This is a genomic window from Zeaxanthinibacter enoshimensis, from assembly GCF_004362865.1.
Classification (GTDB): Bacteria; Bacteroidota; Bacteroidia; order Flavobacteriales; family Flavobacteriaceae; genus Zeaxanthinibacter; species Zeaxanthinibacter enoshimensis.
In genome coordinates, this window is sequence record NZ_SNYI01000002.1 from 381788 (window position 1) to 406623 (window position 24836).

The following is a 24836-nucleotide window of genomic DNA, read 5'->3' on the forward strand; positions in this document are numbered from 1 at the left end:
CCGCCCTCCATGTGAATGGGGGGCGGTCTTTTTTTTGCGGTGCGGAGGACCAATATACAGGAGATGGAGTCTATAATATTAGTTATATTGCTCTTCTTCTTCCTGCTTCCTTCCTTTTAACGGGGCACCATTGGTCGATGTGGTAAACGGAAGGTAAATTTGGAAACTGGAGCCTTCTCCCTCTTTTCCAAACGCCTGTATGTATCCCCTGTGATTCTCAACGATCTTCTTACAAATGGCCAGCCCGATACCTGTTCCTTTATATTCCGGCTGGTAGTGCAGTCGCTGGAAAATTTCAAAGATTCGGTCTGCATTCTCCTGTTTAAACCCTATCCCGTTATCCTCTACTGTAATCAGGTAATATTTACGTGCAAGTTTCGTGAAGGCGGCATTAATGGACTCTCGCCTTACAAGTTCTGATCGTACAACCACCTGCGGTTTCCTATCCGGAGAACGGTATTTGATAGCATTGGAGATCAGGTTATTGAATAATTGCTCCATCTGGAAAGGTACCGCCTGTACGGAAGGAAGAGAGTCGTCGACTTCCAGTTGCATGCCCGACTCTTTGATCTGTACACTCAGGTTATCCTGGATATTCTCCATCACCTTATTCAGATCAACCTCTTCAATTTTTTCAATTGCACTGTCTATCCTGGAGTACGTAAGCAGGTTCTTTATAAGGGTTTGCATCCTATCTGCTGCCTGGGTGATCTTCTCAAAATAGTTCTGGCTTCTCTTGGACACACCGTCCAGGTCGTTGATCCGGGAGATGAACATCTGGATCTTCCGTAGGGGTTCCTGCAGGTCATGGCTGGCCACCCTGTTGAATGATTCCAGTTCAGCATTACTTCTCTTCAGTTCCCGGTTACGGTTTATGAGGTTCCTCTCTGATTTAATTTGTTTGGTAACATCCTGGGCGACCCCGATCATTACCGGGTCTTTTTTGGAATGCATGAACTGGCCAAAAATCTTGAGATATTTAATATTTCCCTGGTTCGTCACTACCCGGAAAGTGTGTTCAAGGGATTGTAAAGAGCTGATGGCTTTTTCTGCCTTAGCTTTAAAGATCGCTTTATCTTCCGAATGGACGATATTCATAAAACTATCTATCGTAGGGTCTACCGAACCCACTTCCCGGTCAAGTAGATGATAAAAGTTATCCGATATTCTCAGGGTATCCTGGGACACATCCCAGATATAACTTCCAATTTTTGCCATTCCTTCAGCATTGGAAAGGATGGAATTCTGGATCTGCAGTTCCTCATTGAGGTGGAGGAGATGTTTTTCGGCCTCCTTTATATGGGTAATGTTACTGGCAGTTGCTGTCAGCCTGTTATTGATTGGTTGCAAGGTTGTTCGAAACCACAGGTCTTTGTTTTGATAAACATATTTACGTTCTATTACCTCCTTCTGCTGCGTATTTATACAATTGAGCATTACTTCAAATGATCCACTCTCAATAGTCATGGGATAGACTTCAGAAACCAATTTACCAATAACCTCCTGGGCTGTAAAATCGATATAGTTAGAGATGTTTTCTGTGACGTATAATATCCTGAAGTCGATAACCTTCCCCTGCTCGTCGTAGACCGCTTCATAGTGATTGATGGTGTTGTCTGTACTTTCCAGGATAACTTTCAGCAACTTCCGGGTATCGTCCAGGTCCTTATTCCTTTCTTTCAGTTCCTGGTTTAGCCGGATAAGTTTTTCTTCCGAATTTTTTTCTTCCGTACTGTTCCTTGCAATGATCAATAACCCGTTGGATAGGGGACGAACCACACTGGCAAACCACATTTTTTTACCGTTAGCGGCTATTTGCCGGTCAAATGCAATTCTCTTCTGTTCTTTAAAACTATTGATCAGTTCATCCAATTCGCCATTGAGCAGTAAAAAAGGAAATATTTTAGAAACTTCTTTCCCTATCATACTTTCAGGAGCCATCCCCATGTGTGTCTTGTTACTGTCGTTGGCAAAGACCACACGGAAATCATGAATCCGGCCATCCCTGTCATAGATAGGCTCATAATAATTTATGATGTTATCGGTATTCTTTAAAATGCTTTGCAGGAATGTTTCTGCCCGGATAATACTTTTTCGGTCTTCATCGATGATCTTAAAGAAAATAATAAAGACGATCAGGGAAAAAATTGCCAGTAAGAGCGAGGTGAGATGGGTGATAAAACTTTGGGATTGATAAGCAGAAAGACGCTCCTGTAAAAGAGATTCTTTTTTTAAAACCAACTTGATTTTAAGTTGTCGAAGTTTATGAAGGAGGCTGTCTGCTGTCCTGACCTCTTGCAAAATTTCCCTGTCCTGGGAATTGAATGCAGGCAACTGGCTGTTGATCTTGGTCAGGGAAGCATGTAATTTATCTTTTATAACTGTCACAGAGTCCAGAGTTCTTTGATTTTCCGGTACTGTTTCTGTCAACTGGTATAGCTTCTTCAGGGAAGATTCACTCTGTTGCCTGTAGTCCTCATAAGATAATTGGAATGATGAGTCTCTGACGATCACGGAACGGAATTGTGCGGATTCCATGATGTTATACATTGAGAAGAGATTATTGATCTCTTTATCTACCTGGAATGAGAGGGAGACCAAATCTGCCGATCGTTGTAAATTCTTGATCTGCCGAAAAGTTATGCCTGCTATAAGTAACAAGAGCACTACGGCAATTGCGACGCCTAACCGGAATGGTGCGCGCCTGGTTCTTGTATTTTCAGAATTACTGAGGTTCATCTGTTTTTATAGGTAGACCATATTAGCACAGTTTTGATTTTCCGGCATAAAGTGGTGGTATACATCTAAATTTGCTAAGTTGGATTTTAATTTTTCAAGCTATTCTTCATTGCGGATAGGATTTCAATAATTAAACCCTTGGCATATTACTTGAGCTATTCCTGTGAAACCACAGATCCTCCTGTTTATTATGTAGAAATATACTATTTTTTGTCAGTTTAATCTTACGTTAGCCGCATATTGATAATTAATGTACTCCAGTGTCCTGATTAACAAATTCCATCATCGGTTATATTCATCTTATTCATTACTTCCCTGTGCCAGCACCCATTGATCAGGCTTTTAAAATGCTTATCTGCTGAAGATTATTTTGACTATCCGGCTTTAACGCTACTATAATAGGAACAATCCCCGGTATTGATTAGCCCAATTCGATCAATTGTTAATTCTTTACTGAAGGCGAAAAAAGCCTTTAAAGGAATGGCCAACATTATTCTTCTGTTCAATTGAGCACTGCTTGGAAACAGGAAGCTTATATATTTAATATGAAAAATACCGGCCTTTCCCTACCCGGGATACTGGAATAAATATTATGTTTTATGAACGAATTAATTAATGCGGAGAACGGACTGGATCTTTTAGATTTTGGTTTACGAATTGCTGCAGCCATGGCGGCGGGAATAATCATGGGAGTAGAACGAGAGTTCAAAGGGAAGAGTGCAGGTTTAAAGACCCAGACCCTGGTAGCCATTGGGGCTGCGGTATTTGTATTTATCTCGCTTGTATTTGCAGACGCACCTAATGTAGACATTACGAGGGTACTGAGCCAGGTCATCATCGGGATAGGCTTTCTGGGAGGCGGAGTCATTCTTCAGAAGGGAGACAGGGTAGAAGGACTGACCACTGCGGCAACAGTTTGGTGTAGTGCGGCAGCAGGCTGTCTTTCCGCAGTTGGCATGTTCGCCGAGCTGGCGTTACTAACTGTAGTTGTTCTGGTTATCAATGTCATTTTCGATATTGTAGATCGGCGGATCGAAGAGAAGACCGATGAAGATTAGAAGAAAAGTGGACGAAAAATAATAAGTTAGTTATATCGTAACCTATCCTTATGTCATATGATCAATTTATTGTTTTTTAAAACACTTCCGGAGGGCTGAATAAGCATACATTTGTGGTATCATAAGTAAGTAAAACAGTTCAGACTTTGAATTGTTAGTATATAAAAAAGAGAGCGTGGGGACGCTCTCTTTTTCTTTTCAGGGTGGCTGTATAGTATTTTAGAATCCGCCCAATCGGAAATTGAAATATTTTGAATACTGTACCTTCCCTTTTCATCTCGTCAATTTTCTATTTTATTACACACATCGGCCGGCATTAACAGCCCTATATTTGTGCCATCATAAGTAAGTAAAACAATTCAATTCTGGATTGTTAGTATATAAAAAAGAGAGCGTGGGGACGCTCTCTTTTTCTTTTTGGGATAATTACCCATTTATTGTGTAATTATTTTATTGTGTTATTTTTTTTCTCTAAAAGAGCACATCTTCGGATTATTTGTCATATTTTTACTACTCATAAGTAAGTGAAAAACAAACCGGGTTCATGCCCGAGTTTGTAAGTACATAAAAAAAGAGAGCGTGGGGACGCTCTCTTTTTCTTTTTAGCAGGATCTGCTCTTAGGCTGTTCCAATACGCATGAGTCCTTCCTGGGCCACCGACGCAACAAGTTCACCTTCTTTTGTAAAAATGCTACCGCGTGCAAACCCTCTCGCATTAGATGCGCTGGGACTATCCATGGAGTACAGCAGCCATTCATCTATTTTAAAATCCCTGTGAAACCAGATAGAATGATCCAGGCTGGCAAAGAACGATCTTTTATTTCTGAGCTCTTCCCGATGAGGTAGGGAAGCCGTGAATAATAAATTATAGTCCGAGACGTAAGCCAGGATCTGTTGTTGCATTGGCAGATCAAGGTCAATCTTCTCTTTAGTGCACATCCACAGATTACTATACGGATCACTGTTGCTCATCAGTTTAGTAGTCAGTTTTTCCACGGACCTGAACTCGAATATTTCGGGCAAGGTAAGCTTCAGTCTTTTATAATATTCAGGATTAGATTCACGTACATCTTCCAACTGCTCGGTATTCGAGGCCAGCATGGAAGGTAATAATACATTTGGCATTGTGATCTGGTGGTCTGCCCCTGCTTCCCTGACCTGGAAAGAAGCGGCCATGTTGAATATCGCTTTTCCCTTTTGTTTAGCCACCACTCGCCTCGTAGTAAAACTACCCCCGTTGCGAATGGTATCTACCTCGTAAACAATGGGGATATCCAGATCACCTCCGAGGATAAAATAGGCATGCAGGGAATGGGCATAACGATCTGGAGGAACTGTCTGGTAAGCAGCATGCAGTGCCTGCGCAAGCACCTGCCCTCCGAATACCCTTCCCCAGGGGGCCTGGTAATTTTCACCTTTAAAGACGAATTCGTCCAATCGCTCCAGGGTCAGTAACGAGATTAAGGAATCAATGGTTTGCATGCCACAATGATAGACAAATTTTTGAAGTCGTTAAAAACTTGTCTTTTCCCTTTAATGATACGAAGCAAAATCAGTTGATCACTTTTCCTTCTTTGGTTATCATAATGTCCTTATTCTTTCCCTTACGTTTAAATTCAATATCGTAGAATAAACCTTTTTCCGGGTGTTCCACTTCTTCAATCTCGGTTATATCCGAACGATCGTATTCGCTTTCGATCTTCTCTTTTACAGGCTTGGGTAGGTCATCAAAATCTACGGAACGTTCGGTTTCTATCCAATTTCCATCCTTGTCAAAGTCGGCCCGGTAATGTTTCCCGTCTATTTTAAAACTGGATTCATAATATCCATTCGCATCGGTTTCCCAGTCAGGATCGTTCTCCCCGGGATATTTTGCCTGGAAAGCCTCCTTTACAGCATCGGGCACCTGCCCTTCAGCCCGGTTTGCGCAGGCGATCATTAAAAGGGAAATGGTACAGAGTATAGAAATTTGTGTTTTCATATTCATAATGGGTTAGGTTCATAAAGATGACCTAAAGGTATACGGCGTTTTAAAATGAGGGGGAGTGTATGCTTCGGATTTTTAACGCATTAAGTTCAATTTAGATGATCTTCATGTCATAGTTTAACAGCAGTGTTAAGCTGTCAAAAATTTTCGCTATGCGACTATTGTTATTGGCATTGGAAGAGTACTTTAACATAAAATCCAAAATTATGAGTCAAGAGAATCTATATAACGAGAAAGCGAGAAAGAAATTAAAAGAGATGGTGGACGATATTGACTTCGCCATGATGGAAACCGGTCTCGGGAAGAGACCCACACATATTATTCCGATGAGTACCAAGAAGATCGACGAGGATGGTCAATTGTGGTTCCTTAGTAATGATAGTAGTGAGCACAATGCCAATATTCGCGGTGATGGGTATTTACAACTGATCTATAGCGATCCTAACGAAATGGAATTCCTGACTATCTACGGAACTGCTGAGATCAGTAAAGATAAGAAGGTACTCGAGGAATTATACGGTAAAGCAGACGATACCTGGTTTGATGGGGTAGATGATCCTAATCTGTCTGCCATCCGGGTTCAACCGAAAGAAGCACATTACTGGGATACCCAGTCCGGTAAGTTTATCACCCTGTTCAAAATTGGGCTCGGTGCTATATCCGGGAAGAAACAGGATATAGGAAAGGAAGGAGATCTTCACCTGAACAGTGAGGTCTGATATTAAAAATCCTGCCAGAAGGCAGGATTTTTTATTCTCGGACGGAATGTCCCTCCGCCGAGGTGCAAGGGTGACCATTTCAGGTTCAGTGTCATGTTCTATCCTTTAAAGCAGCGCATCTTATTCCAGGGCTTATACTAACTGCTATAGGGGTAAGGGGGCGATCAAAGGTTTCCTGGTAAGATTGGGAAATCTTCCGGATAAATTCATCCATATGGTCCTGGTGTACCAGGTTTATAGTACAACCGCCGAATCCACCACCCATCATGCGCGCACCTAATACCTTAGGATCTTTTTGTGCATGCGCTACCAGGAGGTCGAGCTCAGCACAACTCACATTATACCGATCTCGCAACCCGTTGTGGGAGGCGTACATCAGATCTCCCAATGTTATCAAATCACCTTCTTTTAAGGCCATGACGGCCTGCAGCACACGCTGGTTTTCTTCAATGACGTAGCGAGCTCTTTCCTGTAATTCCGGGGGTATGATAGATTTTAAATTTAGCAAAGTGTCAAGAGGGACATCCGAAAGATAACTGAAATTATTACCGGCCGAATTTATGATCTTTAGTGCTTCCTCGCATTCCTGTCTCCTTTTGTTGTATTCGCTGTCCGATAATTTGTGGGTCACGTTGGTATTAAGTAAGAGTAAACGGTAGGGCTTAAACTGAGCCTTGATAATTTCATATTCCAATGTTTTGCAATCCAGGTTTATCAGTGCGTCAGTTTCACCTTTTACTACTGCAAACTGGTCCATGACCCCACACTGTGTACCGGCATATTCCTGCTCTGCCTTTTGGGCCATCAAAATAATCGACTTGTCGCTGATACCGAGATTAAACAAGAAATTGATCCCTTTCGCCAGCCCGCACAGAAGGGCCGCGGATGAACTCAGTCCCGCACCGACCGGGAGTGCTCCACGAATAAGACAGTCAAATCCCCGGAGTTCCACAGAAACTTCCTTTTTTACCTGGGCCAGAATACCGATTATATAATTTTCCCATCCCGTATTAACCGGTGAGAGATCATCCAGGGAGATTTCGGTATAATTGTCGAAACTCTCGGAATACACGCGACAAATGGAGGTATTATTCCGCCTGAAAATGAGTTCCAGCTGGTGATCGATGGCGGCCGGCAATACATGCCCCCCGTTATAGTCGAGATGCTCCCCTATAAGGTTGATACGACCGGGTGCATGTACGACGAGATCCCCGGGGTCAGGGGAGAAGAAATTATCAGGCACTTCCTTATTTATCCTTTGGCTCATTTTGTATATAAGATAATGATAACAAATATATTAAATGTAAACCGTACATTTATATAGCTTACTTAATGGGCAATATAACCTGGAATTAATATCTAAATAACATTTATAATGCAGCGCAAGGATTACTATGCAGGTAATGATAAAATGTACGTGGCTACCGACTGTATTGTCTTTGGTTATTCGACGGATTGCCTGCAATTACTGATCTTTCCCAGGAAGGTTGAACCCCATAAAGGAGAATGGTCTCTAATCGGGAGTTTTGTAAAGGAGGATGAACATGTTCGTGATGCAGCAGAACGTGTATTAAAGGAGATCACGGGCTTGGATAAGGTATTTTTCGAGCAGCTTAAAACGTATGGTGATGTTGACAGGGATCCGGGTGCACGGTGCATCTCTGTTGCCCAGTATGCCTTGATCCGGCTGGGGGAAACCGACCGCAAGCTTGTTGAAGGGCATGGAGCTTACTGGTATAAACTGGAGGATTTGCCTTCCCTTGTATTGGATCATGACGAATTGGTTCGCGATGCTTTAAACGAATTAAGGCGGAAGGCCCGTTACCAGCCCATCGGGTTTGAGCTGCTTCCGGAAAAATTTACCCTGCCCCAGTTGATCAATCTGTATGAAGTTATCTACCAGAAAAAATTGGACCCCCGAAATTTCCGCAAAAAGATCCTTTCACTCAAAGTTCTGACCAAGTTGGATGAAAAGGATAAATCCACTTCCAAAAAAGGCGCATACCTGTATAAATTCAACCGGGAAAAGTACCATCAGCTTTTGGAATCGGGCTACCATTTTGAACTGTAAAGACCTATCCGGATAATTAAGCGTAAAAAATACAATTAATTTATTTTATGTTGTACATTTAAGCTTTCAGCTATAATTCCAAACCCTTTTAAATAGCAGCTATGATTAAAGCTATCTGGTCCCTACCGCTTGGCCTGTTACTGATCTCCTGTTCATCCGGAACGGAGAAAAACTCCGGAACGTCGGTAGATCCTTCGGAACCTAGATCAGAAGGGGAGGAGGAAGTTTTCTTTTACGGGGCCGACCTTTCCTATGTGAATGAAATGGAAGATTGCGGAGCTGTTTATTACAACGAAGAAGATGAACAGCTGGATGCATTCAGGATATTTGCCGATGCAGGGGCCAACCTGGTTCGGTTACGATTATGGCATGATCCTTCCTGGGGTTCGTATTCCAATTTTTCCGATGTCCGCAAAGCGATCAGCAGGGCCAGGGCAACAGACCAAAAAGTGTTACTGGATTTCCATTATTCCGATACATGGGCCGACCCGGAACGACAGTTGATCCCAAAAGCCTGGCGGACCCATGTGGATGATGTGGAGGTATTGGGGGATTCGGTTTACCAATACACCTTTAAAACCTTGGAAAAGCTGGGTGAGAAGGGGCTGTTACCTGCAATGGTACAAGTCGGGAACGAAACCAATGCAATGATTCTGCAGGATGAAATGGAGGAAGGACCGATAGATTGGTCCCGTAACGCTTACCTCTTCAATAAAGGGATCAAAGCTGTGAGAGATATTTCGGCAGCATATGAACAGGAAATAGGAATAATGCTGCACATCGCCCAGCCGGAGAACGCCTTATGGTGGTTCAGAGATGCGGTTGAGAATGGAATTACAGATTTTGACTGGTTAGGGATCTCGTATTACCCATTATGGTCGGAATACCCTTTGGAAGACCTGGATACTGCTATAAAGGCTTTAAAAGCCAGCTATAATAAGAAGATCATGGTTGTGGAAACTGCGTATCCCTTTACCTTGGAAAACTTTGACAATGCGAATAATATTTTGGACGAGGAAGCTTTGCTTCCCGGTTACCCGGCAACTCCTAAGGGACAGTACGATTACCTGGTAGGATTAGCCGAGATTATTAAAGCGTCAGGGGGCAGTGGACTGGTATACTGGGAACCCGCCTGGGTGTCGACAACCTGTAACACTCAATGGGGACAGGGCTCACACTGGGACAATGCCACTATGTTTGACCAAGACGGGAAAGCTCATGAGGGAATCCGGTTTTTTTCAGGAGCAAAAAAAGAGTAGTACGGTAATATTCCAGGGCAGATCACCTGGGATATATTTTCGGGGACACAATGTCCCACCCCGGTTTCAAGTTAATTTTCCTCCCTGCAAAATCCTTGCACTTAAGGTAAAAAATCAGGCCTCCGGGGTTCTCTGAACCCCGCCCCGGTTTAAAGTTAACTAAGTTCACTGCAGTAACTAAGTATTAGGAAAAATTAGAGGATAGAGAGGAGGCTTCCAAACTCCGCCCCGGTTTCAAGTTAACGAGGTTCACTGCAGTTTTCAAGCATTGGAAAAACAAGAGAGTAGTGAGGGGGCTACCAAACCCCGCCCCGGTTGAAAATTAACTAAGTTCACTGCAGTAACTAAGCATTGGGAAAAATTAGAGGATAGCGAAGGGGGGGCTCCAAACCCCACCCCGGTTTCAAGTTAATCCTCGTCTCTGCAAGAAGCTTGCACTTAATGTAAAAATTCTGAGCACAGGGGGTTCTCCGAACCCCGCCCCGGTTCCAAGTTAACGGGGTTCACTGCAGTTTTCTAGCACTTGAAAAACAAGAGAGTAGTGAGGGGGCTTCCAAACCCCACCCCGGTTTCAAGTTAACTCCCTGCAAAATCCTTGCACTTAAAGTAAAAAATCAGGCCCCCGGGGTTCTCTAAACCCCACCCCATTTAAAGTTAACTAGGTTCAATGCATAAATCATGCATTGAATTGGTAAAGAATAAGACAAAGGAGCTCCAACCATTTCTCGTTATTTAGGAGGCGCTGTAGGGAATCACGACAGAAAAATAAGTGAGGTAAGGTGGGGGATTACAAGTCCCTCCCAAAGGGTACACCTCATATGGTCCATGTTTTATTTCTTTTCAGTAGCACGCCCCCTGATTATGTCTGCCGTAGCCGGTATGATGCTGTTCCCCGCTGTAACTTTCCGGACTTCTTAGCTATTCTGGGTATGGAAATATGTCTCTCTCAGTCCTTAATATTGATCTTGTTAATATGTGCCGTTCCGAAAAGGATGACAAAGAAATACAGGCCAATCTCCAGCATTACAAGAATTTTGCCATAGAAAGTAGCGGGTGTCATATCGCCCAGGCCTACAGTAGAATAAGAGATCAGGCTGAAATAAAAGCTTTGGAAATAGATATGGAAACGGGAATTGGGCTCAAAATTCTTAATATCGAAATGCGCCGGGTCAAGAAGGTAGAGCCCAAAATAATCTGCTGTAAACGTAAAGACATTGAGGGCGATCACCAGCCCGAAAAGTCCCAGTATATGTAGCATATAATGGCTTTCCCCCAAGACATCACCTAATCGGTTATATACAAAATGAACGATGATAGCTATTTTAAACAGCGCGATGCCCATCAGGAGTAGTAGTAGCCATTCGTGGGCGGGTTGCTGCGGCAAAAACCAATAATAGAGAATACTACATAGGAAAACTGCGGTTATTGAAGGAAGTGCCCGGGAAAACAATTTTTTGAAGAAACGGAGGTGTTCTCTTTTTTTATCACTCATGGGTTTCTGTTTTATACCCTAAAATTACGGGCTATGCTATGGGAATCGTGAGCCTATCGCAAGAGTTTTTAATGGTACAAGGTTGCTAGTGTGCATGTTGTGACATTATAGCGGCCCAAGACTGGGACCGGATTGTAAGAACGAATAAATGACATCTGGTCGCTGATGCTATGTCATTTTGACATTATTTTCTATATGATTTTCAGCTCTATTAAACATTTTTATTAATAATATTTTAAAAATGCACCTACTAATGGGGGTTATAAATAATTTGGCATTTTATTTGTCTGCTGTAAGATGATTTTTTGAATTTATGTCTAACTAAAACTTTTTGTAGTTATGAGTAATCTGGTAACAACAAGAAATGGAAGTAAGGCAACAAATAATCCTAATGCTCTTACTTTCCCGGCCTGGTCTTCCTGGATCGATGAGGTATTCAACAGGGACCTACCTGCGGTTTTCACCTCTAATTTTAACAGGGGGATGACACTTCCAAAAGTAAATATCCGCGAAACCAAGGATGCCTACTTCGTGGATATGGCAGTGCCGGGAATGAAAAAATCTGATTTCCAGATCGAACTGGATAACCAGGTACTGTCTATTTCTTCTGAAATACAAGAAGAACAGGAACAACAGGAAGAGAATTACACCCGTAGAGAATTTGGTTACTCTTCTTTTAAGCGATCTTTTACCCTGCCTGAGACCATAGAAGAAGAGCAAATCAGGGCCGAGTACACTCATGGCGTCCTGAGCATCCACCTTCCAAAGAAAGAAGAGGCTAAACAAAAGCCAGCCAGGAGCATTAAAATTTCATAACGGGTCGTTATCTCGAAGACCGGCGACGCCGGTCTTCTTTCTAATAAACAGGCCTGAACTTATATTACATGAATAATTCTGAGGTTGAATTTTACAGCTTTTAATTATGAAAAGGTTAATTATATTACTGTTCATCATGCTTCTAAGCTCGAGTTGCAATGGCCAGGAGGCCCGGGAAAAACATGACTCTGCCAAAGCGCCGGAAGGAAGCTGGAAAGTGAATAAAGAATATGATGAAGCCGGTAATCTTATCCGGTATGATTCCATTTACTCCTGGTCTTCGATGTCAGGGTTCAGGAACGATAAAATGATGGATCCCGATAGTTTGATGGCATCTATCAAGTCGCGCTTTGCGGAGAATTTCCCCGGGCTGGGAGATATGTATTCAGGGTTTGATCATTTTTCCCCGGGAGATTCTATATGGACTCCCTTCCCAGGAAATGATTTTTTCCAGGGACCTATGGGAAAGCAATTTATGGATATGGAGCAAATCCGGGAGCGGATGCAAATGATGCAACGACAGCTTTTAGAACGATACCAGCAGGAAGTAGATTCGCTTTAAATATAACAGGAGAGCGCAATCAGGGAACCGGGTTGGCAGCTCCCGGGTTTTTCCATGGCCACCCCGGGGTTCACAAACCCGCCCGGATATAAGTTTGGCTATCCAAGCATGCGGCATGGATAATTTGCAGCAGCTACCCTTTAAACCGATCGTTCGGCAGGATACTTGCCAGAAATACGCTGGCCGATGTTTCAAGACCATAAGCTTACTGTTTTCTGGTCTGATGACCTGACGTAGGCTTTTCAAATAATAACTTATTCTTCTTTTGAAACCGGTACGGCATCAAAGGGATCTACCATGGCCACGAAAAGTACACAGGGTCCGTTGTCCAGGCATTTGGCCCTGTGGGGTTTCCCTGCCGGACCATAGGCATAACTGCCTTCTGTTAATACCACGGGATCTTCTCCTTCGTACTGCACTTCCAGTTCCCCGGAGATCAATATCATCCGTTCCGGAGAATTGTGAGTGTGATTAATGACTTCGGTATTGGGCTCAATTTTAAAGAAAAAATCCAGGTTGGGTTTGGCAGGATCTCCATGAAGAATAGTAAAAGTGCATCCAGGGAAGAAATCGGGCGCCGGCATCCAATTAAGGGTTTTATCATCCGCTGTTGTGGTATGAGATTTCTCAACATTCGTAGCAGTATTGCCCTGGGCGATTGAGGAATTAGCGAATAACAGAAGAGCGCATAATGCTATATGCGATCCAATATTTTTAATTGTTTTCATGATACTGGTTTTTGTGGATTAATAACAAGTGAAGTTAGGTCAAAAACCTGATAAACAATTAAATAGGGAGGAGTATAGTTGTGTTAAATAATGAAAACGGTGATACAGTGATACAGTGATACAGTGATACAGTGATGCGGTGATGCGGCCCGCCCGTACCGAACGGCACGTTCGGGCGGGTGATACGGTGATACGGTAATCGAACTGCGAACCTCAAACTTCAAACCTCAAACCTCAAACCTCAAACTTCAAACCTTCCTTGGGTTAACTAGCGGCGCTCGAGCTAGCTCGGAATGTGCGGAAAACAAAAAACCCGCTCCTTTTGGGCGGGTTTTGCGTTTGATCGTGACTTGGCTGGGGCTCGAACCCAGGACCCTCTCCTTAAAAGGGAGATGCTCTACCAACTGAGCTACCAAGTCATTATTTCAGTGCATGTCTCTGTGTCAATGCGGCTGCAAATATACTATCTATTCTTAATTTTTCAAGGGCAAATACTGATATTTTTGACATTTCTTTGAAATCCCCTGATTTTGAGGGAAGTTTGTGCAAAAATATTTTTTATGAAGATTGTTCTCCTGGGATATATGGGTAGTGGTAAGTCTACGGTTGGGAAAAAACTTGCTGCTCAGCTGGGGATTCCGTTTACGGACCTGGATGATTATATAGAGGAAAGCCTTGGGAACAGCATCCCGGAGATATTTCTTAATAAAGGTGAGATCTTCTTCAGGAAGCAAGAGCACCTGTACTTGCGAAAGATACTGGAAAGTGAGGGGGACAAAGTTATTGCCCTGGGAGGAGGGACTCCCTGCTATTCCAATAATATGAACCTCATCCTTGAGAAAACCCCTCATGTCTTTTACCTGAGTGTCCCCATTCCCGAACTGAACGCCCGGCTCTTAACAGGTAAGGCGGACCGGCCGCTTATCCGTGATCTTAAGGATGAAGAATTACCGGAATTTATCGGGAAGCATTTGTTTGAAAGGAGAAATTATTATTCCCTGGCTACTCATACCATCCAGGCGGGAGGGAAAGAAGTGCACGAACTGGTTTCAGAGATCGTAACCTTACTCTAAATATACCGCGTCGTTCTTCGCCTGGAAATCCACCTTTACGTGCTCCTGCAGGGAGGTAGATAATGATATTCCCTTGTAATCTGCTTTTACGGGATACTTCTTATGGTTCCGGTTAACCAGCACCGCGGTCTTCAATTGTTTCAATGGCGTTTGCAAAAAATGATGTACCCCGTAGATCAGGGTCGTTCCGGAATTAAGGACATCATCCACGATAACCACGGACCGGTTGGCATACTCACTACTTTCCAGCGAAGTTTTTACACCGCTGCTCAAAGGATCCTTCTTGTTCATCTCTACCTTGCACAAAACAATATCGGCATCCGTGATCTTTTGTAATACCCTTTGCAGTTTCCTGGCAAACTTGAGTCCGCCCCCTTCTATTCCCGCAAGGATAAGGGATTCTTCTTCCACGTTGGCTTCATATATCTGGTACGCGATCCTTTCAATCTTATATTGTATCTCCTTGTGAGAGAGAATCCTGTGCTGCATGCTCTGCGGGTTTATTTCGTAAAGATAAAAAAGAGTTCGTTACCCTGTCTCGGGGGAATAGAATTATAAGCTCGTTCCAGGATCCTGATCCGGAAAGGGGGCTGGAACAATTCTCTGTACAGCTCCAGGTCTCCTCCGAAAGGAGGGCCCTGCTCTGTCAGGGGGAAATCAAAGAAAACACCACTGAGTGTTCCGCCAGTCTTTAAAAGGTCAAATGTTTTCTGAACATATTTTGATCTTAGATCCGGGGGAAGAGAACAAAAGAAGGTCTGTTCCAGGATGAGGTCAAAACCTGATTCCTCCAACTCGAAAAAATCGCCTTCTATCAGCTGATCTTCCGGAAAATCCGGGTTTTCCTTCAGGATTCGCTGCAGGGGTGCAGCCGCATAATCCACTGCGTAGACCGAGGTGAAACCCTGCTGATGCAGGTAACTGACTTCGTATCCATGCCCGGCCCCGGGAATTAAGATCTTCAATTCCTTGTTCTGCAGACCATCAATATAAGTTTTCAATGGGGTAGAGACGTGTCCGATATCCCATCCCAGCCTGTTTTCCGCGTAGCGTTGTTCCCAGTACTTCTTATTCAGTTTCATCCAGGTAATCGTCTATGTCCCTGCGGTCCTTCTTGGTCGGGCGGCCGGTTCCTTTTTTCCGGTAATAATCTTTGGCGTATTTCAGCATTTCATCCTGCTTAAAAGCTTCTGCCGGGGTAGTGTCTTTCCGGTAAATATCGACCAATTTTGCGCCTACCCGGCTTTTGGGCAGATCAAGAACCGCGAGTTCGTAATTGATCTGGTTTTTGCGGACTATAACTTCATCCCCGGGATAAACATCCCTGGAAGGTTTCACGACCTGTCCGTTCACTTTGACCTGACCCTTCTTACAGGCTTCGGAAGCCTGGCTTCGTGACTTGTAATATCGGGTACTCCAAAGGTAACTGTCTATACGCATAAGCCGATTAATTCTTTGTTAATCACTTCCACAAAAATAGGGGAAAATTGTATCTTGCGGCCTTCAAACCAGAATCCATGCAGTTAAATAAAATCGTCTTTTTGGCGCTAGTGTCCTTTTCGTTCATTGCTTGTAACAGGGATGACGGTCTCGGGGGAATAAGTATCGCTCCTCGTGATCTGAGCGAAGTTGTCGCTGAAGATGAAGCGGCTATTAAAGAGTATCTACAGACGCATTTTTATAATTACGAAGAATTTAATGCACCCCCGGCAGATTTCGATTTTCGTATCAAGATAGATACCATCGCCGGAGAGAACGCTGATAAGATTCCTTTGATAGAACAGGTAGGCTCCAAGACCGTCTCAGTCAGGGCAACCGAATTTAACCTTAATTCTGACGAAGTAGTAGACCACACCCTGTACTACCTGGTGGCACGGGAAGGAGATAATGGGAATGGTCTGCACCCAACTATTGCAGACTCTACTTTTGTTCGCTATAAAGGTTCTCTGTTAGACGGGACCGTATTTGATGCTTCGACCAGTACGGCCATTTGGTTTGACCTGGCCCAGATACAGGCTCCTTCACAAGGTGCCCGGGGATTCACGGAAGGAATGCCATTCCTGCAGACAGGCGGTGCTCCTGTAGTAAACGATGACGGAACCTTTACTGTTGAAGGATACGGTGTTGGACTGATCATTATGCCTTCAGGGCTGGGTTTCTATAACGTTGCCCAGGGGCAGATCCCGGCCTACAGCCCACTTATGTTTGAAGTAGACCTTTTTTCTTTGAACAGGACCGATCACGATGGAGATGGAATTCCGTCAATTGATGAAGACCTGGACGGGAACGGATTTCTCTATGATGACAATACAGACCAGGAAGCAGAAGACGCTACAGGTACTTTCGCCAGGCGTGTTAATTTCCTGGATGATGATGATGACCAGGATGGAACCCTGACCAGGGATGAGATCATTATTGATGAAGAAGGGAATATTACCTTCCCCGATACTGATGGGGACGGTATTCCCAATTACCTGGATCCTGATGACAGTGATCCTGTCAATGAATAAACGATATTCCAATCGAATTATAAGATCAAAAAAACCGGCAATTGAGCCGGTTTTTTTTAGGCCTGCACCTGACATTTTGTGCTGTCAGCTGACAGTTGTCAGAATCTAGACTATAAAAAAACCCGGTGATTTACACCGGGTTTCCTTACAGCTTTTTCAATTACTTAAAGCGTTAGCGCCAGACTTAGAATTAACTGGTCCGGACGAGTGTCTACCCTTTGCTCTATATTAGTGACATTGGTATTAATAAAAGTAGCTTCGTTCTCACTGAATCCTCTTTCGTATCTTAAGTCTACCCCAAGTTTACCAAAATTCAGTCCTGCACCAATATTAAGTCCTATGGTGAAATCATTCTCCACATCATTAATGGTGATACCATCAAATTCAGTATCCAGCAAATACTGGAAGGATGGACCGGCAAAGACATTCAAAGGGCCAATAACTTTAGCACCTAGCAAAACCGGAAGATCTAATTTGGTCATTTTGAATTTGTCCCCGTCGTAGTCGGAGGAGATGCTGGTGTAAACCAGTTCAGGTCTCAGGTAAACACGGTTACCGATTTTACCGAAAACACCGAAATGATAACCGATGTTACGATCAGGATCCTGGGCCGCCGCTTCGGTAGATTCAAAATAGTTACCGTTACCATTATAATTTAAACCGCCTTTAATTCCGAAACCGGAACCAGATTGCGCAAATGTGGCCACACCGCAAAGGGCAAGAGCCATCGTGATAAGTGTTTTTTTCATAATATGATTCGTTTTATTTAGACACCTTGACAGGTATCAAAAACGATACCACATCTTAGGCCTTCTTTTTAATCACCTCCTTAACGGCTTGTTCTATAGCTTTATTGTTTAAGCCGTATTTCTCCATAAGTTGCTCCGGGGTACCACTTTCACCAAAAGTATCTTTTGTGGCGACAAAAGCCTGGGGAGCGGGATATTCCGTGGTTAAGGTACGAGCCACACTTTCACCGAGTCCGCCTAAATAATTGTGTTCTTCCGCAGTCACCACACATCCTGTTTTCTTAACCGATTTAAGAATGGCTTCTGTATCCAGCGGTTTTATAGTGTGTATGTTAATGACTTCGGCTAATATTCCTTCTTTTTCAAGGTTCTCAGCAGCCAAAAGCGCCTGCCAAACCAGGTGGCCTGTGGCAACAATGGTCACATCAGATCCCTCCGTCAGGTGCACAGCTTTTCCTATTGTGAACTCCTGGTCTTCCGGGGTGAAATTAGGGACTACCGGTCTTCCAAACCTGAGGTAAACCGGGCCTTCATGCTCCGCGATGGCGATCGTTGCCGCTTTCGTCTGGTTAAAGTCGCACGGGTTGATCACTGTCATCCCGGGCAGCATCTTCATCAGCCCCAGGTCTTCGAGGATCTGGTGTGTAGCTCCGTCTTCTCCCAGGGTCAACCCGGCGTGGGATGCACAGATCTTCACGTTTTTATCGGAATAGGCAATAGATTGCCTGATCTGGTCATAAACCCTCCCCGTAGAGAAGTTGGCAAATGTTGTGGTGTAGGGGATGTATCCTCCGATAGTAAGACCCGCCGCAATACCCATCATATTTGCCTCGGCGATCCCAACCTGGAAAAAGCGTTCGGGGTTTTCTTTGATAAAGGTATCTATCTTCAGCGACCCGACGAGGTCTGCACATAGCGCAACCACTTTAGGGTTGGTCCGGCCCAGTTCGGTCATACCGGCTCCAAAGCCGCTTCGGGTGTCTTTACTTCCTTGGTTTGTATATTTTTTCATCGAGTATTTTTTGGATCGTTTAATAATCTCCCAGGGTTTCAGGATTCTGTGCCAGTGCTGTGGCCAACTGTTCATCATTAGGGGCTTTTCCGTGCCATGCGTGGGTACCCATCATAAAGTCGACCCCGTGACCCATTTCGGTATGCATGATAATACAAACCGGTTTGCCTTTCCCTGTTCTGTTCTTTGCTTCATGCAGGGTATCGATCACGGCCTGCAGATCATTCCCATCTTCCAGTTCCAGTACATCCCAGCCGAAAGCGAGGAATTTAGCCTTGAGATCTCCCATAGGCATTACCTCTTCTGTGGGCCCATCAATCTGTTGTCCATTCCGGTCTATGGTGGCAATAAGGTTATCTACTTTTTTGCCGGCTGCATACATGATTGCTTCCCAGTTTTGGCCTTCCTGCAGTTCCCCGTCCCCGTGGAGACTGAAAACCAGGTGAGGGTCTTTGTTAAGTTTCTTCGCCTGTGCAGCTCCGACGGCTACAGACATCCCCTGTCCAAGGGAACCTGATGCAATCCTCACCCCTGGTAATCCCTCGTGGGTGGTCGGGTGTCCCTGTAACCTGGAATCGATCAGGCGAAAGGTATTTAGTTCTTCTATAGGGAAATAACCTCTCCTGGCCAGTACGCTGTAATATACCGGGGAGATATGCCCGTTGGAAAGGAAGAACAGGTCTTCGCCAATCCCGTCCATATCAAAACCGTCTTTCAGCTCCATCACCTCGTTATACAAGGCGACCAGAAATTCGGTGCAGCCGAGAGAGCCTCCCGGGTGGCCTGAGTTGACATTATGTACCATGCGAACGATATCGCGTCTTACCTGTACGATAAGATCCTGTAAGTCTTGTGATTTCGGCATTGTTGACGTGTTAGTGACCCTCAAATGTAAGGGCTATCTTTTGGTTCTACAACAGTAGCTATATTATTTTATCCAAACAAGGGCATAGTCGCTAAACTTTATATAAAGGCCAGTCTTTTATGGAGGGGGATGCCTATATTTGCCACTGAAATTTACGATTTGAAATTTACGCTACAACATACGGATCCCCAATCCAAAGCAAGGGCGGCAAGCCTGCAGACCGATCACGGTACAATCGAAACTCCTATCTTCATGCCGGTGGGTACGGTGGCCTCCGTGAAAGGAGTGCATCAACGCGAACTACGGGAGGAAGTTAACCCGGATATAATCCTGGCGAACACCTACCATCTTTACCTGCGACCTAAGACCGATATTCTTGAGAAGGCCGGCGGACTCCATAAATTCATGGGGTGGGACCGGAACATCCTTACAGACAGTGGCGGCTACCAGGTGTATTCGCTATCGGCAAACCGGAAGATAAAGGAAGAAGGTGTTAAGTTTAAATCGCACATAGACGGTTCTTACCATGTCTTCACCCCGGAGAACGTCATGGAGATCCAGAGGACTATCGGGGCTGACATTATCATGGCCTTTGACGAGTGTACCCCCTATCCGTGTGATTATAAATATGCCAAGCGATCCATGCATATGACCCACAGGTGGTTAGACCGCTGTATTGCTCACCTGGAAAAAGTGCCCCCGAAATACGGCTTTGACCAAACCTTCTTTCCCATTGTCCAGGGTTCTACTTATAAGGATCTCAGGTTGCAGTCTGCAGAATATATAGCCAATTCCGGGTGCGAGGGGAATGCTATTGGCGGACTTTCTGTTGGGGAACCTGCAGAGGAGATGTATGCCATGACCGAGGTAGTGTGCGGGGTGTTACCGGAAGATAAACCCAGGTACCTCATGGGGGTGGGTACCCCAATAAATATCCTGGAAAATATCGCACTTGGGATCGATATGTTCGATTGTGTCATGCCCACACGGAATGCAAGGAACGGGATGTTGTTTACCGCCGAAGGAACTATCAATATTAAGAACAAGAAGTGGGAAGATGATTTTTCCCCCCTGGATCCTGCCGGGACGACCTTTGTTGATCACGAATACTCCAAAGCTTACCTCCGACATCTTTTTGCCGCTAACGAATACCTGGGCAAGCAGATCGCTACCATACATAACCTCGGTTTTTACATGTGGTTGGTGAGGGAAGCGAGAAAGCATATTTTAGCAGGAGATTTTGCCAGCTGGAAGAACCAGATGGTGCGTAATATGGATAAGCGACTCTAGTGGGAATTATAGATTGGTACATATTAAAACGCTACCTGGCCACGTTTGGCCTGATGCTGATGTTGTTTGTACCAATCGGGATCATGCTGAACCTGGCGGAGCAGATCGGTAAAATGATCGATAACGAGGCTCCCCTCAACGAGATCCTGATCTATTATATGAACTTTACCATATATATAGGTAGCCTGCTGTTCCCGATTTTTCTTTTCCTTTCCATAATCTTCTTCACCTCTAAATTGGCGAATAATACGGAGATCGTCGCCATCCTGAGTTCCGGGGTTTCCTTCGGGCGATTCCTGAGGCCCTATTTCATCGGGGCCAGTATAATTGCTGTGCTGATGTTCTTCCTGGGGATGTTTATTGTCCCAAACGCCAGTGTCGGCTATAACGAGTTCAAATATAAATATCTTAAAAAAGGGAAACAGGACCGGGTGACCAGCAATATATTCACACAGCTGAACGAAGATGACTATATCTACGTGAGCAGCTTTGACCCGGCCCGGCAGATTGGCTACAATTTCACCTTTGAACATTTTAACGAGGAGGATAAACTGGATTATAAGATCACCGCTGCTAATATCAGGTGGATTCCCAATGACAGTATTTACCGTCTGACATCATACAAAAAGCGTAAAGTAGGCGAGGAGACAGAGCTGGTGGAAACAAAACGTCGCCTGGATACAGTCTTCAATTTTAAGATAGATGATCTTACACCTGTCTCCTACGTGGCCGAGACTAAGAACCTTTTTGAATTGAACGAATTTATAGAAGTGCAACGCCGCAAAGGAGCTTCTAACATTAATGCGTACGTTCTCGTAAAATATAAACGATGGGCTTTGCCGGTATCGGCCTTTATCCTCACCATAATAGGGGTGGCAGTTTCTTCGATCAAAAGACGGGGCGGAATGGGGGTTAACCTGGCATTCGGAATGGGCGTTGCTTTTATATATATCTTTTTTGATAAAGTTTTCGGGACCCTGGCAGAACAATCCGGTTTCTCTCCGTTGCTTGCTGTACTGATTCCTAACATTGTTTTCGGGTTACTGGGTATCTATCTCTTACAGAAGGCCAAGCGCTAAGGATTTGTGAGTCAGCCTCTTATGTTTTAAATAGGCTTTCCTTGATTTTTCTATTCAAAGCGGGTATAAAATTTTATATTTGTCTGCTGATAAAACTAAACTCAAGTCATTCATGGAGTATTTGGAATTTGAACTTCCCATCAAGGAGTTGGAAGAACAGTTGGAAAAATGTCAACTCATCGGAGAAGAAAGCGATGTTGACGTTACAGAGACCTGTAAGCAGATCGAAAAGAAACTGGAACAGACCAGGAAGGATATCTATAAGAACCTTACTGCCTGGCAGCGGGTTCAGCTTTCGCGTCATCCCAACAGGCCATATACCCTTGATTACATAAAAGCCATCTGCGGAGATACTTTCCTTGAACTGCACGGGGACAGGAATGTAAAGGACGATAAAGCCATGATCGGTGGTTTAGGTAAGATCGGTGACCAGAGTTATATGTTTATCGGTCAGCAGAAAGGGTACAATACCAAGACCCGGCAGTACCGTAATTTTGGTATGGCAAACCCCGAAGGATACCGCAAGGCTCTTCGCCTGATGAAATCTGCTGAGAAATTCGGAATTCCCGTAGTTTGCTTTATCGATACCCCCGGGGCCTATCCTGGGATCGAAGCTGAAGAGCGTGGCCAGGGAGAAGCTATCGCCAGGAATATTTTGGAAATGACCCGTTTAAAAGTGCCTATCATCTGTGTGATCATAGGGGAAGGTGCATCGGGAGGTGCATTGGGTATCGGAGTAGGAGACAAGGTGCTGATGCTGGAGAACACCTGGTATTCCGTAATATCCCCGGAATCCTGTTCTTCTATCCTTTGGAGAAGCTGGGAATATAAAGAACAGGCGGCAGAAGCTTTAAAGCTGACAGCCTCTGATATGAAAAAACTGAAACTGATCGATGAGATCGTTCGCGAACCCGCCGGAGGGGCTCATGCTCAGCGTGAAAAGACCTTCGAGATCGTAAAGAATAAGATTTCCAAGAATTACGAGCAACTTAAAAAGTTATCACCAAAAGATCTGGTCACAGCACGCATGGATAAATATGCGCAGATGGGTGTCTATAACGGTTAGTAAGTGATTTTGTCAAGCTGACGAAAATATTTTCACCTCACCTCGGTTAATTTTTTAGTTATCAACACTATATTGTTGTTTATTAACATGTTAATTGTTAATGAGCGGTTGATATCGTTAACTTAACTTTTAAAGTTAACTTAAAGTTAATTAGCTAATTTTACATCCATGGAGAACACCAACCCCATCCTTGGCCGCAAAGTCGGCAAGCCCAATGTTATTAGTTTAGAAAAGGGAAAAATACCACCTCAAGCCGTTGATTTAGAGGAGGTTGTGCTTGGCGCTATGCTAATTGATAAAAAAGGGGTTGATGAAGTTATCGATATTCTTCACCCTGATGTTTTCTATAAAGACGCTCACAGGCATATCTACGAGGCGATCTTTAAATTGTTCGAATCATCGGAACCAGTGGATTTATTAACGGTTTCGGCCCAATTGAAGAAAGATGGCAATCTTGAAATCGCGGGTGGTGATTTTTACCTCATTAAACTTACGCAGAAAGTAGCCTCATCGGCTCATATTGAATTTCACGCCAGGATCATCCTGCAGAAATTTATCCAGCGCAGCCTGATAAAGATCTCGAACGAGATCATTGAAGAGGCCTACGATGATGCTACGGATGTATTTGACCTCCTGGACAACGCGGAGGCCAAATTATACGATGTAACCCAGGGTAACCTTAAAAGATCTGCTGAGACGGCACAGAACCTGGTGATCCAGGCCAAGAAGAAGATCGAAGAGATTTCTAATAAGGACGGACTCAGTGGTATCCCATCAGGATTTGACAAACTGGATAAGCTGACCTCCGGTTGGCAGCCCAGTGACCTGATCATCGTTGCAGCAAGACCGGGTATGGGTAAAACAGCCCTAACGCTGTCCATGGCAAGAAACATTGCCGTTAACGCGAATACCCCTGTAGCATTCTTCTCACTGGAGATGTCCTCTGTGCAGCTGATCACCAGGCTTATATCTTCAGAAACAGGACTCTCTTCTGAAAAACTGAGAACAGGCCGGCTGGAAAAACACGAATGGGAACAACTGAACGTCAAAGTAAAGGCGCTCGAAAAAGCACCACTGTTTATAGATGATACACCATCGCTCTCGATTTTTGACCTCAGGGCCAAGGCAAGGCGACTGGCTTCCCAACATAAGATCCGTCTTATCATAATTGACTACCTGCAATTAATGACCGCTGGGGGTACCCAGAAAGGTGGGAACAGGGAACAGGAGATCTCAACTATTTCCCGTAACCTGAAGGCACTGGCAAAGGAATTGAACGTTCCTGTTATAGCCCTGTCCCAGTTATCCCGTGCCGTGGAAACCCGGGGAGGCAGTAAGCGTCCTATCCTTTCAGATCTTAGGGAATCCGGGGCGATCGAGCAGGATGCGGATATTGTGTCCTTCATATATCGTCCTGAATATTACAAGATCGATGAATGGGATGATGAAGAACGCACTCCTACCCAGGGCCAGGCAGAGTTCATCGTGGCAAAACACAGGAATGGTGGGTTAGAGAATATTAGGTTAAAGTTCATTGGACAATTAGGTAAATTTGATAACTTGGATGACTTTGATACGCCATTCGAGTTTCAATCGAAGATGAATGCTGATGGCGATAATCCGTTCGCTACGCGTAAACTGCCCAATGCCGACGAGGCTTTTGGCAGTTCTATGAACCAGCCGCCTGATCTTGATCCAGATGATAATGATGTTCCTTTCTGATATACGGAGAACCACTAATACTGCAGTTACACTGCATAA

Annotated in this window: 24 protein-coding genes and 1 tRNA gene; 12 read left to right on the top strand and 13 right to left on the bottom strand. The window is 44.3% G+C overall.

The features are described 5' to 3' along the window. Positions 1-78: 78 nt before the first annotated feature. Entirely contained in the window at positions 79-2739 is a 2661-nt protein-coding gene (locus CLV82_RS07915) for an ATP-binding protein (RefSeq protein ID WP_133643780.1), read from the bottom strand. A 599-nt stretch (positions 2740-3338) separates the two neighbouring features. Here CLV82_RS07915 and CLV82_RS07920 point away from each other — a divergent pair. Further along, entirely contained in the window at positions 3339-3797 is a 459-nt protein-coding gene (locus tag CLV82_RS07920) for an MgtC/SapB family protein (RefSeq protein ID WP_133643781.1), read from the top strand. A gap of 618 nt (positions 3798-4415) precedes the next feature. On the opposite strand, the gene CLV82_RS07925 is transcribed toward CLV82_RS07920, so the two are convergent. Both CLV82_RS07925 and CLV82_RS07930 read right to left on the bottom strand, forming a co-directional pair. Beyond that, the gene (locus CLV82_RS07925; protein ID WP_133643782.1) at positions 4416-5279 is read right to left on the bottom strand and encodes an acyl-CoA thioesterase; all 864 of its coding nucleotides are present in this window, start codon (positions 5277-5279) and stop codon (positions 4416-4418) included. Positions 5280-5349: 70 nt separating this feature from the next. Then, complete coding sequence (locus tag CLV82_RS07930; RefSeq protein ID WP_133643783.1) at positions 5350-5778, bottom strand: PepSY-like domain-containing protein; 429 nt, start codon at positions 5776-5778, stop codon at positions 5350-5352. 212 nt (positions 5779-5990) lie between these two features. On the opposite strand from CLV82_RS07930, the gene CLV82_RS07935 reads away from it, so the two are divergent. Next, positions 5991-6503: a pyridoxamine 5'-phosphate oxidase family protein gene (locus tag CLV82_RS07935; protein WP_133643784.1), complete on the top strand. Its 513-nt coding sequence runs from the start codon at positions 5991-5993 to the stop codon at positions 6501-6503. A 91-nt stretch (positions 6504-6594) separates the two neighbouring features. Here CLV82_RS07935 and galK read toward each other — a convergent pair whose 3' ends face one another. Further along, positions 6595-7770, bottom strand: coding sequence for a galactokinase (gene galK, locus CLV82_RS07940; protein ID WP_133643785.1), 1176 nt, complete (start codon positions 7768-7770; stop codon positions 6595-6597). A 108-nt stretch (positions 7771-7878) separates the two neighbouring features. On the opposite strand from galK, the gene CLV82_RS07945 reads away from it, so the two are divergent. Both CLV82_RS07945 and CLV82_RS07950 read left to right on the top strand, forming a co-directional pair. After that, positions 7879-8574 carry an NUDIX hydrolase gene (locus CLV82_RS07945; RefSeq protein WP_133643786.1) on the top strand — a complete coding sequence of 232 codons (696 nt, stop codon included), beginning with the start codon at positions 7879-7881 and terminating at the stop codon, positions 8572-8574. Between the two features lie 101 nt (positions 8575-8675). After that, the gene (locus tag CLV82_RS07950) at positions 8676-9833 is read left to right on the top strand and encodes a glycoside hydrolase family 53 protein (RefSeq protein WP_133643787.1); all 1158 of its coding nucleotides are present in this window, start codon (positions 8676-8678) and stop codon (positions 9831-9833) included. Positions 9834-10779: 946 nt separating this feature from the next. Here CLV82_RS07950 and CLV82_RS07955 read toward each other — a convergent pair. Then, a complete protein-coding gene (locus CLV82_RS07955) occupies positions 10780-11325 on the bottom strand; it encodes a potassium channel family protein (RefSeq protein ID WP_133643788.1) in 546 nt (181 codons plus the stop codon). A gap of 339 nt (positions 11326-11664) precedes the next feature. On the opposite strand from CLV82_RS07955, the gene CLV82_RS07960 reads away from it, so the two are divergent. Next, positions 11665-12141: an Hsp20/alpha crystallin family protein gene (locus tag CLV82_RS07960; RefSeq protein ID WP_133643789.1), complete on the top strand. Its 477-nt coding sequence runs from the start codon at positions 11665-11667 to the stop codon at positions 12139-12141. Between the two features lie 136 nt (positions 12142-12277). Next, positions 12278-12703: a hypothetical protein gene (locus CLV82_RS07965; RefSeq protein ID WP_166636685.1), complete on the top strand. Its 426-nt coding sequence runs from the start codon at positions 12278-12280 to the stop codon at positions 12701-12703. Positions 12704-12957: 254 nt separating this feature from the next. Here CLV82_RS07965 and CLV82_RS07970 read toward each other — a convergent pair whose 3' ends face one another. Together CLV82_RS07970 and CLV82_RS07975 are read right to left on the bottom strand one after the other, a co-directional pair. Continuing rightward, positions 12958-13431 (bottom strand): cupin domain-containing protein, encoded by a 474-nt coding sequence (locus CLV82_RS07970; RefSeq protein ID WP_133643791.1) that lies wholly within the window; start codon positions 13429-13431, stop codon positions 12958-12960. Positions 13432-13777: 346 nt separating this feature from the next. Next, positions 13778-13850, bottom strand: a tRNA-Lys gene (locus tag CLV82_RS07975). Positions 13851-13991: 141 nt separating this feature from the next. On the opposite strand from CLV82_RS07975, the gene CLV82_RS07980 reads away from it, so the two are divergent. Next, positions 13992-14504: a shikimate kinase gene (locus CLV82_RS07980; RefSeq protein WP_133643792.1), complete on the top strand. Its 513-nt coding sequence runs from the start codon at positions 13992-13994 to the stop codon at positions 14502-14504. Here the strand turns inward: CLV82_RS07980 and CLV82_RS07985 are convergent. The 3 genes from CLV82_RS07985 to CLV82_RS07995 are packed head-to-tail and all read right to left on the bottom strand — an operon-like array spanning position 14496 to position 15944. Continuing rightward, on the bottom strand, positions 14496-14993 hold the full coding sequence (locus CLV82_RS07985; RefSeq protein ID WP_133643793.1) for a phosphoribosyltransferase family protein: 498 nt from the start codon (positions 14991-14993) through the stop codon (positions 14496-14498). The two genes, CLV82_RS07980 and CLV82_RS07985, sit on opposite strands and share 9 nt — an antisense overlap. A gap of 11 nt (positions 14994-15004) precedes the next feature. After that, entirely contained in the window at positions 15005-15586 is a 582-nt protein-coding gene (locus tag CLV82_RS07990) for a methyltransferase domain-containing protein (RefSeq protein WP_133643794.1), read from the bottom strand. Next, positions 15573-15944, bottom strand: coding sequence for an RNA-binding S4 domain-containing protein (locus CLV82_RS07995; protein WP_133643795.1), 372 nt, complete (start codon positions 15942-15944; stop codon positions 15573-15575). Before CLV82_RS07995 ends, CLV82_RS07990 begins: the two co-directional genes overlap by 14 nt. A 77-nt stretch (positions 15945-16021) precedes the next feature. On the opposite strand from CLV82_RS07995, the gene CLV82_RS08000 reads away from it, so the two are divergent. Beyond that, on the top strand, positions 16022-17014 hold the full coding sequence (locus CLV82_RS08000; RefSeq protein WP_133643796.1) for an FKBP-type peptidyl-prolyl cis-trans isomerase: 993 nt from the start codon (positions 16022-16024) through the stop codon (positions 17012-17014). 164 nt (positions 17015-17178) lie between these two features. Here CLV82_RS08000 and CLV82_RS08005 read toward each other — a convergent pair whose 3' ends face one another. Genes CLV82_RS08005 through CLV82_RS08015 form a run of 3 tightly spaced genes read right to left on the bottom strand, consistent with a single transcriptional unit; the run spans position 17179 to position 19640 of the window. After that, positions 17179-17763 carry an outer membrane beta-barrel protein gene (locus CLV82_RS08005; RefSeq protein WP_133643797.1) on the bottom strand — a complete coding sequence of 195 codons (585 nt, stop codon included), beginning with the start codon at positions 17761-17763 and terminating at the stop codon, positions 17179-17181. A gap of 55 nt (positions 17764-17818) precedes the next feature. Continuing rightward, positions 17819-18775: a transketolase family protein gene (locus CLV82_RS08010; RefSeq protein ID WP_133643798.1), complete on the bottom strand. Its 957-nt coding sequence runs from the start codon at positions 18773-18775 to the stop codon at positions 17819-17821. A gap of 19 nt (positions 18776-18794) precedes the next feature. Continuing rightward, positions 18795-19640, bottom strand: coding sequence for a transketolase (locus tag CLV82_RS08015; protein ID WP_133643799.1), 846 nt, complete (start codon positions 19638-19640; stop codon positions 18795-18797). A gap of 159 nt (positions 19641-19799) precedes the next feature. Between CLV82_RS08015 and tgt the strand changes: the two genes are divergently transcribed. The 4 genes from tgt (at position 19800) to dnaB (ending at position 24797) form a co-directional block, all read left to right on the top strand. Then, positions 19800-20930 (top strand): tRNA guanosine(34) transglycosylase Tgt, encoded by a 1131-nt coding sequence (gene tgt, locus CLV82_RS08020; protein WP_133643800.1) that lies wholly within the window; start codon positions 19800-19802, stop codon positions 20928-20930. Next, on the top strand, positions 20930-22009 hold the full coding sequence (locus tag CLV82_RS08025; protein ID WP_133643801.1) for an LptF/LptG family permease: 1080 nt from the start codon (positions 20930-20932) through the stop codon (positions 22007-22009). The genes tgt and CLV82_RS08025 overlap by 1 nt, the downstream gene beginning before the upstream one ends. 112 nt (positions 22010-22121) lie before the next feature. Next, positions 22122-23075, top strand: coding sequence for an acetyl-CoA carboxylase carboxyltransferase subunit alpha (locus tag CLV82_RS08030; protein WP_133643802.1), 954 nt, complete (start codon positions 22122-22124; stop codon positions 23073-23075). Between the two features lie 168 nt (positions 23076-23243). Next, positions 23244-24797 carry a replicative DNA helicase gene (gene dnaB / locus CLV82_RS08035; protein ID WP_133643803.1) on the top strand — a complete coding sequence of 518 codons (1554 nt, stop codon included), beginning with the start codon at positions 23244-23246 and terminating at the stop codon, positions 24795-24797. Positions 24798-24836: the final 39 nt, after the last annotated feature.

Bases quoted from the DNA above. Each gene is read 5' to 3' on its own strand.
- CLV82_RS07925 (WP_133643782.1), bottom strand. From the start codon at position 5,279: ATGCAAACCATTGATTCCTTAATCTCGTTACTGACCCTGGAGCGATTG.
- CLV82_RS07935 (WP_133643784.1), top strand. From the start codon at position 5,991: ATGAGTCAAGAGAATCTATATAACGAGAAAGCGAGAAAGAAATTAAAA.
- CLV82_RS07980 (WP_133643792.1), top strand. From the start codon at position 13,992: ATGAAGATTGTTCTCCTGGGATATATGGGTAGTGGTAAGTCTACGGTT.
- galK (WP_133643785.1), bottom strand. From the start codon at position 7,770: ATGAGCCAAAGGATAAATAAGGAAGTGCCTGATAATTTCTTCTCCCCT.
- CLV82_RS07915 (WP_133643780.1), bottom strand. From the start codon at position 2,739: ATGAACCTCAGTAATTCTGAAAATACAAGAACCAGGCGCGCACCATTC.
- CLV82_RS07930 (WP_133643783.1), bottom strand. From the start codon at position 5,778: ATGAAAACACAAATTTCTATACTCTGTACCATTTCCCTTTTAATGATC.
- CLV82_RS07950 (WP_133643787.1), top strand. From the start codon at position 8,676: ATGATTAAAGCTATCTGGTCCCTACCGCTTGGCCTGTTACTGATCTCC.
- CLV82_RS07970 (WP_133643791.1), bottom strand. From the start codon at position 13,431: ATGAAAACAATTAAAAATATTGGATCGCATATAGCATTATGCGCTCTT.
- CLV82_RS07995 (WP_133643795.1), bottom strand. From the start codon at position 15,944: ATGCGTATAGACAGTTACCTTTGGAGTACCCGATATTACAAGTCACGA.
- CLV82_RS07985 (WP_133643793.1), bottom strand. From the start codon at position 14,993: ATGCAGCACAGGATTCTCTCTCACAAGGAGATACAATATAAGATTGAA.
- CLV82_RS08015 (WP_133643799.1), bottom strand. From the start codon at position 19,640: ATGCCGAAATCACAAGACTTACAGGATCTTATCGTACAGGTAAGACGC.
- dnaB (WP_133643803.1), top strand. From the start codon at position 23,244: ATGGAGAACACCAACCCCATCCTTGGCCGCAAAGTCGGCAAGCCCAAT.
- CLV82_RS07920 (WP_133643781.1), top strand. From the start codon at position 3,339: ATGAACGAATTAATTAATGCGGAGAACGGACTGGATCTTTTAGATTTT.
- CLV82_RS08005 (WP_133643797.1), bottom strand. From the start codon at position 17,763: ATGAAAAAAACACTTATCACGATGGCTCTTGCCCTTTGCGGTGTGGCC.
- CLV82_RS07960 (WP_133643789.1), top strand. From the start codon at position 11,665: ATGAGTAATCTGGTAACAACAAGAAATGGAAGTAAGGCAACAAATAAT.
- CLV82_RS08010 (WP_133643798.1), bottom strand. From the start codon at position 18,775: ATGAAAAAATATACAAACCAAGGAAGTAAAGACACCCGAAGCGGCTTT.
- CLV82_RS08030 (WP_133643802.1), top strand. From the start codon at position 22,122: ATGGAGTATTTGGAATTTGAACTTCCCATCAAGGAGTTGGAAGAACAG.
- CLV82_RS08000 (WP_133643796.1), top strand. From the start codon at position 16,022: ATGCAGTTAAATAAAATCGTCTTTTTGGCGCTAGTGTCCTTTTCGTTC.
- CLV82_RS07990 (WP_133643794.1), bottom strand. From the start codon at position 15,586: ATGAAACTGAATAAGAAGTACTGGGAACAACGCTACGCGGAAAACAGG.
- CLV82_RS07965 (WP_166636685.1), top strand. From the start codon at position 12,278: ATGCTTCTAAGCTCGAGTTGCAATGGCCAGGAGGCCCGGGAAAAACAT.
- CLV82_RS07955 (WP_133643788.1), bottom strand. From the start codon at position 11,325: ATGAGTGATAAAAAAAGAGAACACCTCCGTTTCTTCAAAAAATTGTTT.
- CLV82_RS07945 (WP_133643786.1), top strand. From the start codon at position 7,879: ATGCAGCGCAAGGATTACTATGCAGGTAATGATAAAATGTACGTGGCT.